Origin of the sequence: Streptomyces sp. SP18BB07, from assembly GCF_036322545.1 — a bacterium.
GTDB lineage: Bacteria > Actinomycetota > Actinomycetes > Streptomycetales > Streptomycetaceae > Streptomyces > Streptomyces deccanensis.
Genome location: NZ_JAQYWT010000295.1, coordinates 1 through 14,910 on the forward strand (window position 1 = coordinate 1; position 14,910 = coordinate 14,910).

General features: G+C 69.0%; 6 protein-coding genes, 1 tRNA gene and 1 rRNA gene. 7 read left to right on the forward strand and 1 reads right to left on the reverse strand.

The annotated features are described in order from the left end of the window. Positions 1–15: 15 nt before the first annotated feature. The 3 genes from rrf (at position 16) to PUR53_RS16470 (ending at position 1,104) form a co-directional block, all read left to right on the forward strand. Positions 16–132: ribosomal RNA gene (rrf, locus tag PUR53_RS16460) — 5S ribosomal RNA — on the forward strand. A 114-nt stretch (positions 133–246) separates the two neighbouring features. Next, positions 247–909 (forward strand): DegT/DnrJ/EryC1/StrS family aminotransferase, encoded by a 663-nt coding sequence (locus tag PUR53_RS16465; RefSeq protein ID WP_329900370.1) that lies wholly within the window; start codon positions 247–249, stop codon positions 907–909. A gap of 122 nt (positions 910–1,031) precedes the next feature. Beyond that, a tRNA-Thr gene (locus PUR53_RS16470) sits at positions 1,032–1,104 on the forward strand. Positions 1,105–1,168: 64 nt separating this feature from the next. Here PUR53_RS16470 and PUR53_RS16475 read toward each other — a convergent pair. Next, complete coding sequence (locus PUR53_RS16475; protein WP_329908710.1) at positions 1,169–3,931, reverse strand: SpoIIE family protein phosphatase; 2,763 nt, start codon at positions 3,929–3,931, stop codon at positions 1,169–1,171. Positions 3,932–4,330: 399 nt separating this feature from the next. On the opposite strand from PUR53_RS16475, the gene PUR53_RS16480 reads away from it, so the two are divergent. The 4 genes from PUR53_RS16480 to PUR53_RS16495 all read left to right on the forward strand — a co-directional run bounded on the left by PUR53_RS16480 (position 4,331) and on the right by PUR53_RS16495 (position 14,872). Next, positions 4,331–9,775: a HAMP domain-containing protein gene (locus PUR53_RS16480; protein ID WP_329900148.1), complete on the forward strand. Its 5,445-nt coding sequence runs from the start codon at positions 4,331–4,333 to the stop codon at positions 9,773–9,775. Positions 9,776–10,072: 297 nt separating this feature from the next. After that, positions 10,073–10,756, forward strand: a complete 684-nt coding sequence (locus tag PUR53_RS16485) for a response regulator (protein ID WP_033525098.1) — start codon at positions 10,073–10,075, stop codon at positions 10,754–10,756. Between the two features lie 190 nt (positions 10,757–10,946). Further along, positions 10,947–13,682 carry an FtsK/SpoIIIE family DNA translocase gene (locus PUR53_RS16490; RefSeq protein ID WP_329900149.1) on the forward strand — a complete coding sequence of 912 codons (2,736 nt, stop codon included), beginning with the start codon at positions 10,947–10,949 and terminating at the stop codon, positions 13,680–13,682. 323 nt (positions 13,683–14,005) lie between these two features. Then, positions 14,006–14,872, forward strand: a complete 867-nt coding sequence (locus PUR53_RS16495; protein WP_329908711.1) for a helix-turn-helix domain-containing protein — start codon at positions 14,006–14,008, stop codon at positions 14,870–14,872. The last annotated feature ends 38 nt before the right edge of the window (positions 14,873–14,910 follow it).

Here is a 14,910-nt window from a genome sequence, read left to right on the forward strand (position 1 = left end):
AGTGTTTCATAGTGTTTCGGTGGTCATAGCGTGAGGGAAACGCCCGGTTACATTCCGAACCCGGAAGCTAAGCCTTACAGCGCCGATGGTACTGCAGGGGGGACCCTGTGGGAGAGTAGGACGCCGCCGAACAAATATTGATAGAGCTGGTCCCCGAATTTCGGTTCGGGGACCAGCTCTTTTTTGTTGCGCTTTACTTGGAGTTCACGTTGCGCGACCAGGATCCGCGCCATGGGTACCGTTGGAATGCTCAGGGCCGCAGGTGTCGGCGCAGGTGACGAGGTCGTCGTGCCGGCGTTCGGGAACCCGGAGGTCGCCCAGGCGGTGAGCCTGGCCGGGGCTGTGCCGGTGTTCGCCGACATAGACCCGGTGACGTACTGCCTGGATGCCTCGGCTGTCGAGGCCGCGGTGACGTCGCGGACGGTGGCCGCGGTCGTCGTACACCGTTTCGGAAGGTCCGCCGATATCGCGGCGCTTCATCAAGTCGGCCAGCGGCATGGGCTGTTGGTGCTGGAGCAGGGAGAGTCGGAGGCACCGTACAGCGAACTCGGGGAGCGTCGGCAGCGGGCCGCGTACCTCAGCGCCAAGCTGAAGGGCGTACGGACTCCCGAGGGCTGTGACGGGCACACCTTCCAGCAGTACGTCGTGCGGGTCCCCGGGAACGGGCGGCCGGACCGGGACGCGTTCGCGCGGGCCGTGCGGGCCAAGGGAGTCGAGTGCAGTGTGCCGGTGAAGACCCCGGTGCACCGGATGCCCGCGTTCCGGCGTGACGTGTGTCTGCCGGAGACCGAACGGGCCGCCGACGAGACGCTGGCGCTGCACATCGGCGGCGAGATGTCCCGGCGGCAGCTGCATCGGCTGGTGTCCGCCTGCAATGCGCTCGGTGGGCTGTTGCAACCGGCTTTCTAGTTCCGGTACTTCGGGCGACTCCGGGCACTGTGCCTGGCCGGCGTGCTGGTGGTTCGAAGCATCCGCCGAATCGGGGTATGATCTATCTCGTTGCCGCGAGGGAAACCTCGAACAGGCGACTGGCCCCTATAGCTCAGTCGGCAGAGCGTCTCCATGGTAAGGAGAAGGTCAACGGTTCGATTCCGTTTGGGGGCTCAGACTGAAGGCCCCGCCCATTGGGCGGGGCCTTTCTCGTGCTCGCTCAGTTCTGCGTGCTCGCTCAGTCCTGCTGGAGGCCCGGGACGCGCATCGCCAGAATGGCCATGTCGTCGGAGGGCGCGTCGGAGGCGAAGCGTTCGACCGCGCGCATCACACGGGCCGCGACCGCGCCGGCCGTGAGGCCCGTGCAGGTGGTGAGGACCTCGGTGAGGCCGTCGTCGCCCAACATACGGGTGCCCTCGCGTCGTTCGGTGACGCCGTCCGTGACACAGAGGAGGACGTCCCCGGGGTCGAGGGTGACCGTCTGCTCGTACAGCTCCAGATCCTCCATGACGCCGAGCAGGGCCTGCGGTTCGGCGGCCGGTTCGACCGTGCCGTCCTGGCGCAGGCGCAGCGGGAGCGGGTGGCCGGCGCAGACGACCTTCAGGACCGCGCCGCCGTCCTCCTGGGGCCACAACTCGCCGTACAGGAGCGTGAGGAAGCGGCTGCGGGCGCCCTCGTCGATGATCGCGGAGTTGAGGCGGTCCAGAACCGCCGGGCCGGAGTAGCCCTCGCGGGCCAGCAGGCGCAGGGCGTGGCGGGCGAGGCCCGTGACCGCGGCGGCCTCCGGGCCGGTACCGCAGACGTCGCCGATGGCGAAGCCGTACGCGCCGTCACGGATGGGGAAGAGGTCGTAGAAGTCGCCGCCGACCTCGTTGCCCTCGCCGGCCGCGCGGTAGATGACCTCGACCTCGACGCCGTCGATCTGGGGGAGCTCCGGCGGGAGGAGGCTGCGTTGGAGGGACTGGCTGATGGCCACGCGCTCCGAGTACAGGCGGGCGTTGTCCAGGGCGAGGGCGGCCCGGCGGGAGAGGTCCTCCGCCAGTTCCAGGATCTCCTGGCGGAAGTGCTCGTCGGTGGGCTTGCCGAGGGTCAGCATGCCGATGACGCGGTTGCGGGCCACGAGGGGCAGGACGACGGTCTCGCCGCCCACCGCCGAGGCCGTCGCCAGGGTGGTGCCGATGCCCGAACTCACCGTGGCGGGCTCGCCGAGGCCCAGGCTGCGCATGGAGGTGCGCAGGGCCGCCTGGTGGGCCGCCTCGGCGGGAGCCGTCCAGACGCGGGCGCCCGGGGTGGGAATGGGCTCCGGCGGGCGGATCTTGACGAGGAGGGCCTTGAGGCCGTCGATGAGGTCCTCGTCCTCGTGCAGGACGTAGCTGAGGTACGGGTCCGAGGCCTGGTCGGCGATCGTGTAGACGGCGCACCAGGTGGCGAGGGTCGGGATCGTCATCTGGGCCATCAGGGCGAGGGTCTGGTCGCGGTCCAGGGTGCCCGCGAGGAGGTCGGAGGCCTCCACGAGGAAGCTCAACGAGCCGCGGCGTAGGCGTTCCAGCTCGCCCAGGCGGGCCGACTCGACGGCCAGGGCGATGCGGTCGGCGGCGAACTGCAGGCGCAGGGCCTCCTCGTTGGAGTACCGGCCCTGCGCCTCGGCGGCGACGCCCAGGGAGCCCGTGAGGCGCCCTTCGACCTTGAGGGGGACCGTGACGACCGAGCGCATGCCCGTGCCGTTGAGGAGGGGCACCGCGCCGGGGACGGCCGTGAGGTCGTCGTGGACGGCCGGCATACGGGCCGAGCCGTACCGGCCGGGGCCGGCCTCCACGGGGACGCGGGCGAAGCGCTGGCGGGCCGAGGGGAGGCCCGTGGAGGCCCGTACCTCCAGCTCCGTCTCGTCGTCGGTGGCCAGCAGCAGGAAGGCGGAGTCGCCGTCGAGCATGTCGCGGGCGCGTTCCACCGTGCGCTGGAGGAGGCCGTCGAGGTCGTCCGGGGCGGGGGAGCCGATGAAGACTTCGAAGGGGTCGGTCGCCTGGCCCTCGCCGGAACCGGAGTTGTCGCCGGACGGCATGCGGATCGGGGTCTGGAGGACGGCGCGCTCGTGGTCGCGTACGAGAAGGCAGACCGTCGAGGGGTCGCCTGCGGTGTCGCGGACCCGGAGGTGGGAGGCATAGACCGGCGTCACACGGCCGTTGGCGGCGCGGATCCCGTAACTGCCCTCCCAGCGGGAGAGTTGGAGGGCCTCGGCGACGCCGGTGCTGGTGCCCGGGGTGTGCGGCCACGCGGCGAGGTCGGTGAGGGGCTTGCCGATGACCTGGTCGGGGGCGTAGCCGAAGAGTTCCTCGGCGTCCTCGTTCCAGGCGCCGATGGCGCCCGCCCGGTCGATCTGGACGACGGCGACGCGGACCCGGCCGTCGGCGAGCGGGAGGAGGTCGGCGGGGAGGGACGGGCCGGCCGAGCGGGTGCCCACCGGGCGGTCGGGGAGGTCGAGTTGGAACCAGACCTGCTTGTGCGTGGGCGTGTATTCGACGCCCCAGCGGGTGGCCATCGCCGCGCACAGCTGGAGGCCACGGCCGCCCTCGCGGTCCGGGCTGCCCATGTTGATGTGGCTGCCCTGGAGGGGGATCTCACGTTCGGGGTATCTGTCGGCGACCTCGATGCGTACGCCGTCCTCGGTGCGCAGGCAGAGGACGTCGGCGGGGGTGCCGGCGTGGACGACCGCGTTGGTGACGAGTTCGCTGGTGAGGACCACCGCGTCGTCGACGATGTCGGCGAAGCCCCAGCCCTGGAGGGTGTCGCGGACGAACGAGCGGGCGGTCGCGACGGATCGTGAGACGGCAGCGAAGCTGGCGGCCGCGCGCGCGGTGATCACAGAACTCCTTGTCCGGTTCTCTACGTGCTCTACGTGCTCTACGTGCGGGGGTGCGAGGACGGCCTCCTGCCGTGGCAGAGGCTGGTTCTCCGTCGGCCTGGGGTCCTGGGGGGTCTCCCCGGGATGCAGTCCGGTGGTCATGGTGCGGCCGCCCCTCCGATGCCTGCCCGCTCGTGCTCGTGCGCCACCGCCCAGGCCGGGTCGGAACCGGCGTGGCTGGACAGCCGCATGCAAGGTTACTTACCTTCGCCGTCCATGCGGATGCCGGTCGTCTGTGTTTCCGCCCGGAGGTGTGCGGACCGTGTGCGAAGCTGCCGAACTGTTATGGCCTGGTTCAGCCATGGTGAAACACTGGGCAGGCTTCCAGGAGTGGGTCGGGCGACTCCGAGTACGAAGTGGTACGAGCAGTGTGAGCAGTGCAAAGCGTTCGAATGCGACGAAGTACGTCTAGCAGGAACGGTCGACCCTTGCGGGAGGGACACAGTGGAGTCTGGCGCAGCGACGCGGGGCACTAAGACGCGCGCGAAAGGCGGACAGTCCATGAGTGACCAGCGCAAGTCACGCAAACCGCGCAGTGGCACGACGACCGTGGACACGGCTGCCCTGAACCGGCTGCTCACGGCTCTGGAGTCGATGCGGGACGGCAACTTCCGCAAGCGGCTGACCGTCTCGGGTGACGGGGTCATGGCCGAGATCGCCGCGGTTTTCAATGAGGTGGCGGACCGGAATCTGCATCTGACCGGTGAGCTGTCGCGGGTGAGGCGTGTCGTCGGGCGGGAGGGCAAGCTCACCGAGCGGCTGGAGACGGGCGCTGCCGAGGGGTCCTGGGCGACGGCGATCGACGCGTCGAACGCACTGGTCGACGACCTGGTGCGGCCCGTCTCCGAGGTCAGCCGGGTGCTGTCGGCCGTCGCGGACGGTGATCTGTCGCCGCGCATGGAGCTGCGGACGCAGGCGCCGGACGGGACCGGGCACCCGTTGCGCGGGGAGTTCCTGAAGGTCGGGCGTACGGTCAACAACCTGGTCGATCAGCTGTCCACGTTCACCGACGAGGTCACCCGGGTGGCCAGCGAGGTGGGCACCGAGGGCAAGCTGGGCGGGCAGGCCAAGGTGCGCGGCATGTCCGGTTCGTGGAAGGACCTGACGGAGTCCGTCAACACGATGGCGTATCGCCTCACCGCTCAGGTGAGGGACATCGCGCTGGTGACGACCGCGGTCGCGAAGGGTGATCTGTCCCGGAAGGTCACGGTTCACGTGGCCGGCGAGATGCTGGAGCTGAAGGAGACCGTCAACACGATGGTCGACCAGCTCTCCGCGTTCTCCTCCGAGGTGACGCGAGTCGCCCGTGAGGTGGGTACCGAGGGTCAGCTCGGGGGGCAGGCCGAGGTGCCGGGCGTGGCCGGGGTGTGGAAGGAACTCACCGATTCGGTGAACACCATGGCCGGCAACCTCACGCTTCAGATGCGCGGGATCGCTCAGGTCACCACCGCGGTCGCCAATGGTGATCTGTCGCAGAAGGTGACCGTGCCGGCGCGCGGCGAGGTCGCCAAGCTCGCCGAGACGATCAACCAGATGACCGAGACGCTGCGGATCTTCGCCGACGAGGTCACGCGCGTGGCCAACGAGGTCGGTGCCGAGGGTCGGCTGGGTGGTCAGGCCCAGGTGCCGGGTGCGGCGGGAACCTGGAAAGACCTCACCGATTCCGTGAACACCGTCTTCCGGAACCTGACCATCCAGGTGCGGGACATCGCGGCGGTGACGACGGCCGTGGCCAACGGTGATCTCTCGCAGAAGGTCACCGTGGATGTCGCGGGCGAGATGCTCGAACTGAAGAACACCGTCAACGGGATGGTCGACCAGCTCTCCTATTTCGGGGCCGAAGTGACCCGGGTGGCCAATGAGGTCGGTGCCGAGGGACGGCTGGGCGGTCAGGCGCAGGTGCCGGGCGCGGCGGGAACGTGGAAGGACCTGACGGACTCCGTCAACACGGCGTTCCGGAATCTCACCGGACAGGTGAGGAACATCGCGGCCGTGACGACGGCCGTGGCCAACGGCGACCTCTCGCAGAAGGTCACCGTGGATGTCGCGGGCGAGATGCTCGAACTGAAGAACACCGTCAACACGATGGTGGACCAGCTGTCGAGCTTCGCCGATCAGGTGACGCGGATGGCCCGGGACGTGGGTACGGAGGGCCGGCTCGGCGGTCAGGCCCGCGTGGACGGTGTGTCCGGCACGTGGAAGGAGCTCACCGACTCCGTCAACTCGATGGCCGGCAACCTCACCTCGCAGGTGCGCAACATCGCGCAGGTGACGACGGCCGTGGCGCGCGGCGACCTGTCGCAGAAGATCGACGTGGACGCGCGCGGCGAGATTCTGGAGCTGAAGAACACCATCAACACGATGGTCGACCAGCTGTCGTCCTTCGCCGACCAGGTCACCCGGGTCGCCCGGGACGTGGGTACGGAGGGCCGTCTCGGCGGTCAGGCGCAGGTGCCCGGTGTCGCCGGTGTGTGGCGCGACCTCACCGAGTCCGTGAACGGCATGGCCGGCAACCTGACCGGCCAGGTGCGCAACATCGCCCAGGTCGCCACGGCGGTGGCCCGGGGCGATCTGTCCCAGAAGATCACCGTGGACGCGCGCGGGGAGATCCTGGAGCTGAAGAACACGCTGAACACGATGGTGGACCAGCTGTCGTCGTTCGCGGAGGAGGTCACCAGGGTCGCCCGCGAGGTGGGTACGGAGGGCCAGCTCGGCGGTCAGGCCGAGGTGCAGGGTGTCTCCGGCACCTGGAAGGACCTCACGCAGTCGGTGAACTTCATGGCGAACAACCTGACCATCCAGGTGCGCCAGATCGCCGAGGTCACGACCGCGGTCGCCAAGGGCGACCTGTCGAAGAAGATCACCGTCGACGCCAAGGGCGAGATCCTCGAACTCGTCACCACCGTCAACACGATGGTCGACCAGTTGTCGTCCTTCGCCGAGCAGGTGACCCGGGTGGCCCGTGAGGTGGGCACCGAGGGCATCCTCGGCGGTCAGGCGCACGTGCCGGGCGTCACCGGCATCTGGAAGGACCTCAGCGGCAATGTGAACCTGATGGCCAAGAACCTGACCATGCAGGTGCGGAACATCTCCCAGGTCGCCGCGGCCGTCGCCAACGGCGACCTGACCCGTACGGTGACGATCGAGGCGGCCGGTGAGGTCGCGCAGCTCGCCGACACCTTCAACAGCATGGTGAAGACGCTGAGTTCGTTCGCCGACCAGGTCACCAAGGTGGCCCGTGAGGTGGGCACCGACGGCATCCTGGGCGGTCAAGCGCACGTGCCGGGTGTGGCGGGTACGTGGAAGGACCTCACCGAGTCGGTGAACTCGATGGCGTCCAACCTCACCGGACAGGTCCGCAACATCGCGATGGTCACGACCGCCATCGCCAAGGGCGACCTGACCAAGAAGATCGACATCGACGCGCGCGGCGAGATCCTGGAGCTGAAGACGACCATCAACACGATGGTCGACCAGCTGTCGTCCTTCGCCGAAGAGGTCACCCGGGTGGCCCGCGAGGTGGGCACCGAGGGGCAGCTCGGCGGCCTCGCGCGCGTGCGTGACGTCGACGGCACCTGGCGGGACCTCACCGAGTCGGTGAACGAGATGGCCGGGAACCTGACCCGGCAGGTGCGTGCCATCGCGCGCGTGGCCACCGCGGTGACCCGGGGCGACCTGAACCTCAAGATCGACGTCGACGCGTCCGGCGAGATCAAGGAGCTGCAGGACTACATCAACAAGATGATCGCCAACCTGCGCGACACCACGATCGCCAACCAGGAGCAGGACTGGCTCAAGGGCAACCTCGCCCGGATCTCCGCCCTGATGCAGGGCCGGCGGGACCTCGACGACGTGGCCTCGCTGATCATGAGCGAGCTGACGCCGGTGGTGTCCGCGCAGCACGGCGCGTTCTTCCTGGCGCTGCCGTTCCTCGACGGCAAGGACCTGGCCCCGGACAACGACGACCAGTACGAGCTGCGCATGCTCGGTTCGTACGGCTATTCGATGGGTTCGATGCCGACGTCGTTCCGGCCCGGGGAGGCGCTGGTCGGGACGGCGGCCAAGGAGAAGCGCACGATCCTGGTGGAGAACGCGCCGAGCGGTTACCTGAAGATCTCCTCCGGGCTCGGCGAGGCGCCCCCGGCGCAGGTCATCGTGTTGCCGGTGCTCTTCGAGGGGACCGTGCTCGGGGTGATCGAGCTGGCGTCGTTCACGCCGTTCACCCAGATCCAGAAGGACTTCCTGAGCCAGATCGCGGAGATGATCGCGACGAGCGTCAACACCATCTCCGTCAACACCAAGACCGAGGTGCTGCTGAAGCAGTCGCAGGAGCTGACCGAGCAACTGCGGGAGCGGTCCGACGAGTTGGAGAACCGGCAGAAGGCACTCCAGGCGTCCAACGCCGAACTGGAGGAGAAGGCCGAGCTGCTGGCCCGGCAGAACCGCGACATCGAGGTCAAGAACACCGAGATCGAGGAGGCGCGGCAGGTCCTGGAGGAGCGCGCCGAGCAGCTCGCGGTGTCCATGCGCTACAAGAGCGAGTTCCTCGCGAACATGTCGCACGAGCTGCGCACGCCACTGAACTCGCTGCTGATCCTCGCCAAGCTGCTCGCCGACAACGCCGAGTCGAACCTGACGCCGAAGCAGGTCGAGTTCGCCGAGACGATCCACGGGGCCGGCTCCGACCTGCTCCAGCTCATCAACGACATCCTGGACCTGTCGAAGGTCGAGGCGGGCAAGATGGACGTCTCCCCGACCCGGATCGCCCTCGTCCAGCTCGTCGACTACGTGGAGGCCACCTTCCGGCCGCTGACCGCGGAGAAGGGCCTGGACTTCTCCGTACGGGTCTCGCCGGAGCTGCCCGCCACGCTGCACACGGACGAACAGCGGCTGTTGCAGGTGCTGCGGAACCTGCTGTCCAACGCGGTGAAGTTCACCGACTCCGGGGCCGTGGAGCTGGTCATCCGGCCGGCGGGCGCGGATGTGCCGGTGGCCATTCGGGAACAGCTGCTGGAGGCGGGCTCGCTGCGGGACGCGGACGCCGACATGATCGCGTTCTCGGTGACGGACACGGGCATCGGGATCGCGGCCAGCAAGATGCGGGTGATCTTCGAGGCGTTCAAGCAGGCGGACGGCACCACGAGCCGCAAGTACGGCGGTACGGGTCTGGGGTTGTCCATCTCGCGGGAGATCGCCCGGCTGCTGGGCGGCGAGATCCACGCGCAGAGCGAGCCGGGACGCGGTTCCACCTTCACCCTGTATCTGCCGCTGCACCCGAGCGAACTGCCGCCGCAGGGCTACGCGCACAACGCGTCCGCCGCGCTGGAGGCAGGAGAGCTGCTGGAGTCCGAGGACGAGCTGGCAGAGCGCAGGGAGACGCCGGCCGAGGTGAAGTCGTACCGCGAGACCCAGAACGGGGCCGCCGCGCTCTTCAGGCGGCGCCGCCGGTCCGTGTCGGCCGGTTCCCCGTCCGCCTCGCTCGCGCAGGGCAACGGGCACGCGCAGGAGCACTGGGCGCAGCAGGCCGCTCAGGAGGCGGCGTCGCAGGCGCGCCGGACGGCGGCCCGCTTCGACGGCGAGAAGGTGCTCATCGTCGACGACGACATCCGTAACGTCTTCGCGCTCACCAGCGTCCTGGAGCAGCACGGCCTGTCCGTGCTGTACGCCGAGAACGGCCGTGAGGGCATCGAGGTCCTGGAGCAGCACGACGACGTGACGGTCGTGCTGATGGACATCATGATGCCCGAGATGGACGGGTACGCGACGACCACGGCGATCCGCCGGATGCCCCAGTTCGCCGGACTGCCGATCATCGCGCTGACGGCCAAGGCGATGAAGGGCGACCGGGAGAAGGCGATCGACTCGGGCGCTTCCGACTATGTGACGAAGCCGGTCGATCCGGATCATCTGCTGGCGGTCATGGAGCAGTGGATGCGAAGTGAGTGACAGGTGGTGCGGTCCGTGGTCACAACCCGTTGGGGGGCGCACGGAGTTGCTGACTGAGTGTGGCCGAGGCCGTGTAGAAACGCGGGATTCGGGGAACCTTCTGGTCCCCGCTTGCGTTTCTGCTACGAGCACAGTGACATCACGGTGACAGGGTGTGGCGACGGGCGGGGTGCGGCTACGATGACCGGCACAAGGACGGGTGGCGCGAGGGAGTCGTCCCCTGGGGTGACGCCGAGCGGTGTCACGTCGAGTCCTGCGGACAGGGGAGGCCCCAAGCCGGGGCGAGGAGGGCGGGCCATGGTGCAGAAGGCCAAGATCCTCCTGGTCGATGACCGGCCGGAGAATCTGTTGGCGCTGGAGGCCATCCTCTCCGCGCTCGATCAGACACTGGTGCGGGCATCGTCCGGGGAGGAAGCGCTCAAGGCGCTGCTGACGGACGACTTCGCGGTCATTCTGCTGGACGTCCAGATGCCGGGAATGGACGGTTTCGAAACGGCCGCGCACATCAAGCGGCGGGAACGGACCCGTGACATCCCGATCATTTTTCTGACCGCCATCAACCACGGACCGCATCACACGTTCCGTGGATACGCGGCGGGTGCGGTCGACTACATCTCGAAGCCGTTCGACCCATGGGTGCTGCGCGCCAAGGTCTCCGTCTTCGTCGAGCTGTACATGAAGAACTGCCAGCTCAGGGAGCAGGCGGCGCTGCTGCGGCTCCAGTTGGAGGGCGGTGGCAAGGGCGCGGCGGGCGGTTCCAAGGAGCCCTCCGGCGGCATCCTCGCCGAACTCTCCGCGCGGCTCGCGGCCGTGGAGGAGCAGGCGGAGGCGCTCTCCAAACAGCTCGACGACGACTCCGCGGACGCCGCGGCGGTGGCCACAGCGGCCCATCTCGAACGCAAACTCACCGGCCTGCGCCGGGCGCTGGACGCGTTGGAGCCGGGCACGGGCGGACCTTCACCGATGCCGTCGCAGAACTGAGCACAGGTCGCAGAGGGGGCCCGGTCACACAAGTGGCCCGGGCCCGCCCTTCGTTGCGGCCGGTTTCGGTACCGGCGCCCTTGATGGTTTGTCAGGCCGTGTCAGCTTCACGGCGGCTCGCGCGCGACACGAACGGGTGAAGCAGTAGGCACACGTGTCGGCCGTGGCCTCCACCGGTAACCTCACACTCATGGCCTCACGTCAGTCCGCAGCGAAGAAGCCGCCCGCGAAGAAGGCGGCCGCTCCGACGAAGGCTCCGGCGAAGAAGGCCCCCGCGAAGAAAGCCGCCGCCAAGAAGGCACCTGCCAAGAGGGCGACGGCGAAGAAGACGGCCCCTCCGAAGCCGGCGCCCAATCCGACCGGAGGCGTGTACCGACTCGTACGCGCCGTCTGGCTCGGTGCCGCGCACGCCGTCGGCGCCGTCTTCCGCGGCATAGGGCAGGGGGCGAGGAATCTCGACCCGGCGCACCGCAAGGACGGTGTCGCGCTGCTGCTGCTCGCGCTCTCCCTGATCGTCGCCGCCGGTACCTGGTCGAATCTGCGCGGTCCGGTCGGCGATCTCGTCGAGATGCTGGTCACCGGCGCCTTCGGCCGCCTGGACCTGCTGGTGCCGATACTGCTCGCGGTCATCGCCGTGCGGTTCATCCGGCACCCCGAGAAGCCCGAGGCCAACGGCCGGATCGTCATCGGCCTGTCCGCGCTCGTCATCGGCATTCTCGGCCAGGTCCACATCGCCTGCGGCTCGCCCGCCCGCAGCGTCGGCATGCAGGCGATAAGGGACGCCGGAGGACTCATCGGCTGGAGCACGGCCACCCCACTGACGTACACGATGGGCGAGGCCCTCGCCGTGGCGATGCTCGTGCTGCTCACGGTCTTCGGGCTGCTCGTCGTCACCGCGACGCCCGTCAACGCGATCCCGCAACGACTGCGGCTGCTCGGCCAGAAGCTCGGCATCATCGCGGACGACGAGGACGACGACGAGTTCGCCGAGGACGACGCGCGCTACGAGGAGCAGTGGCGCGACGCCCTGCCCGCGCGCTCCCGCCGACGCGGCTCCGCGACCGAGCCGTACGACCCGGACGGCGCCGAACAGGAGGCCCTCACCCGGCGCCGCCCGAGGCGCTCCGCCGTACGGCAGCCCGACCCGGACCGGCCGATGGACGCCGTGGACGTCGCCGCGGCGGCCGCCGCCGCGCTCGACGGGGCGGTGCTGCACGGCATGCCGCCCTCGCCGGTGGTGGCCGACCTCACCCAGGGCGTCACCGCGGGGGACCGGGAGGAGACCACTCCCGTACCGGCCGCGCGCAGCAAGCCGCCCCAGCAGGAGCCGCCGGCCGCCAAGCCGCCCAAGGGCGCCAGGCAGGACGCCCTGGTGCCGGATCTGACCAAGAAGGCACCGGACGAGCCCCGCGAGCTGCCGGCCCGTGCCGAACAGCTCCAGCTCTCCGGCGACATCACCTACTCCCTGCCCTCGCTCGACCTCCTGGAGCGGGGCGGCCCGGGCAAGACGCGCAGCGCCGCCAACGACGCCATAGTGGCCTCCCTGTCGAACGTGTTCTCCGAGTTCAAGGTCGACGCCTCGGTCACCGGCTTCACTCGCGGGCCGACGGTCACCCGCTACGAGGTCGAGCTGGGGCCCGCGGTGAAGGTCGAGCGGATCACCGCGCTCACCAAGAACATCGCCTACGCCGTCGCCAGCCCGGACGTACGGATCATCAGCCCGATCCCCGGCAAGTCGGCCGTCGGCATCGAGATCCCCAACACCGACCGCGAGATGGTCAACCTCGGCGACGTCCTGCGCCTCGCGGACGCGGCCGAGGACGACCACCCGATGCTGGTCGCGCTCGGCAAGGACGTCGAGGGCGGTTATGTGATGGCCAATCTGGCGAAGATGCCGCATGTGCTCGTCGCGGGTGCGACCGGCTCGGGTAAATCGTCGTGCATCAACTGCCTGATCACGTCGATCATGGTCCGCGCGACCCCCGAGGACGTCCGCATGGTCCTCGTGGACCCCAAGCGCGTCGAGCTGACGGCCTACGAGGGGATCCCGCACCTCATCACGCCGATCATCACCAACCCCAAGCGGGCCGCCGAGGCGCTCCAGTGGGTCGTGCGCGAGATGGACCTGCGCTACGACGACCTGGCCGCGTTCGGCTACCGACACATCGACGACTTCAACGAGGCCATCAGGAACGGCAAGGTGAAGCTGCCCGAGGGCAGTGAGCGTGAGCTGCAGCCATACCCGTACCTGCTGGTCATCGTGGACGAGCTGGCCGACCTGATGATGGTCGCGCCGAGGGACGTCGAGGACGCCATCGTCCGCATCACCCAGCTCGCGCGGGCGGCCGGCATCCATCTGGTGCTCGCCACCCAGCGGCCGTCCGTGGACGTCGTCACCGGTCTGATCAAGGCGAACGTGCCCTCGCGGCTCGCCTTCGCGACCTCCTCGCTCGCCGACTCGCGCGTCATCCTCGACCAGCCCGGCGCCGAGAAGCTGATCGGCAAGGGCGACGGGCTCTTCCTGCCGATGGGGGCGAACAAGCCGACCCGTATGCAGGGCGCGTTCGTGACCGAGGACGAGGTCGCCGCGATCGTCCAGCACTGCAAGGACCAGATGGCGCCCGTCTTCAGGGACGACGTCACCGTGGGCACCAAGCAGAAGAAGGAGATCGACGAGGAGATCGGCGACGACCTCGACCTGCTGTGCCAGGCGGCCGAACTGGTCGTCTCCACGCAGTTCGGCTCGACCTCCATGCTCCAGCGCAAGCTGCGCGTCGGCTTCGCCAAGGCCGGGCGGCTGATGGACCTCATGGAGTCCCGGGGCATCGTCGGGCCGAGCGAGGGCTCCAAGGCGCGTGACGTTCTTGTGAAACCCGATGAGCTGGACGGCGTGCTGGCCGTGATCCGGGGGGAGACTGAGGCGTAGGGGCCGCAGCGGTATCGCGGAGGGGCGCGACAGGGGCGCACGGCAGAGAAAAACCGGTTGTCCGACGGTCGGCACACGGATGTGATTACGGCATCCGGGTATTCGAACGTGACTCACCCGTAAGGAAATGGTGAGCAACCGTTTCCCTTCGTCGTACGTCAAGTTGGACGAGGGGACAGCCCCGTGCCCCACCCTCACCACCAGCAGGATGACCGGCCATTCTGATGGCGTACAAAGTCCCACCGCCCGGTTGCCCCACCCTTTCGCACCCCCCCTAGACTGAACCTCCAGCACAGGTGGCTACACGCTCGAAAGGCGCCCCCGTGTCCATCGGCAACTCCCCTGACGGCAACTTCCCCGAAGACGAGCGTCCGTTCGAAGACGACCGTGACGAACGCTTGGCGGAACGCCCCTCGATCGGCCGTGCCCTCCAGCAGGCACGCATCGAGGCCGGGCTGACCGTCGACGACGTCAGCAACGCCACCCGGGTCCGCATCGCCATCGTGCACGCGATCGAGCAGGACGACTTCGCCCCCTGCGGTGGCGACGTCTACGCGCGCGGTCACATCCGCACCCTCGCGCGCGCCGTGCGCATCGACCCCGCCCCGCTCCTCGAACAGTTCGCGGAGGCGCACGGCGGGCGGCCCGCGCCGACCCCGGCGGCCCCGCTGTTCGAGGCGGAGCGGATCCGTCCCGAACGGCGCGGCCCCAACTGGACCGCCGCCATGGTCGCCGCGATCGTCGCGGTGATCGGCTTCGTCGGCTTCACCGCGTTCAACGGCGGGGACGACGACGGCGACGCCACGCAGGTGGCGGAGGGCTCCACGCCGACCACCGGCAAGTCCGCCTCGCCGACGCCCAAGGCCGACAAGCCCGACGCCGACCCGAAGCCCGACCCGACCGACAGCGCCATCGCGGCCGCGCCCCATGACAAGGTGACCGTGCAGGTCAGCGCCTCCGACGGCCGCAGCTGGATCTCCGCCAAGGACCACAACGGCCGCTTCCTGTGGGACGGCCTCCTCAAGCAGGGCCAGTCCAAGACCTTCCAGGACAGCTCCAGGATCGACCTCGTCCTCGGTGACGCCGGAGCCGTCCAGCTCTACGTCAACGGCAAGAAGATCAAGGACGACTTCCAGCCCGGCCAGGTCGAACGACTGACGTACACGAAGGGCGACCCGGAGGTCGGCTGAGCCTTCGGCGCGTCCGGGGCGGGCGTACAGACGATTCA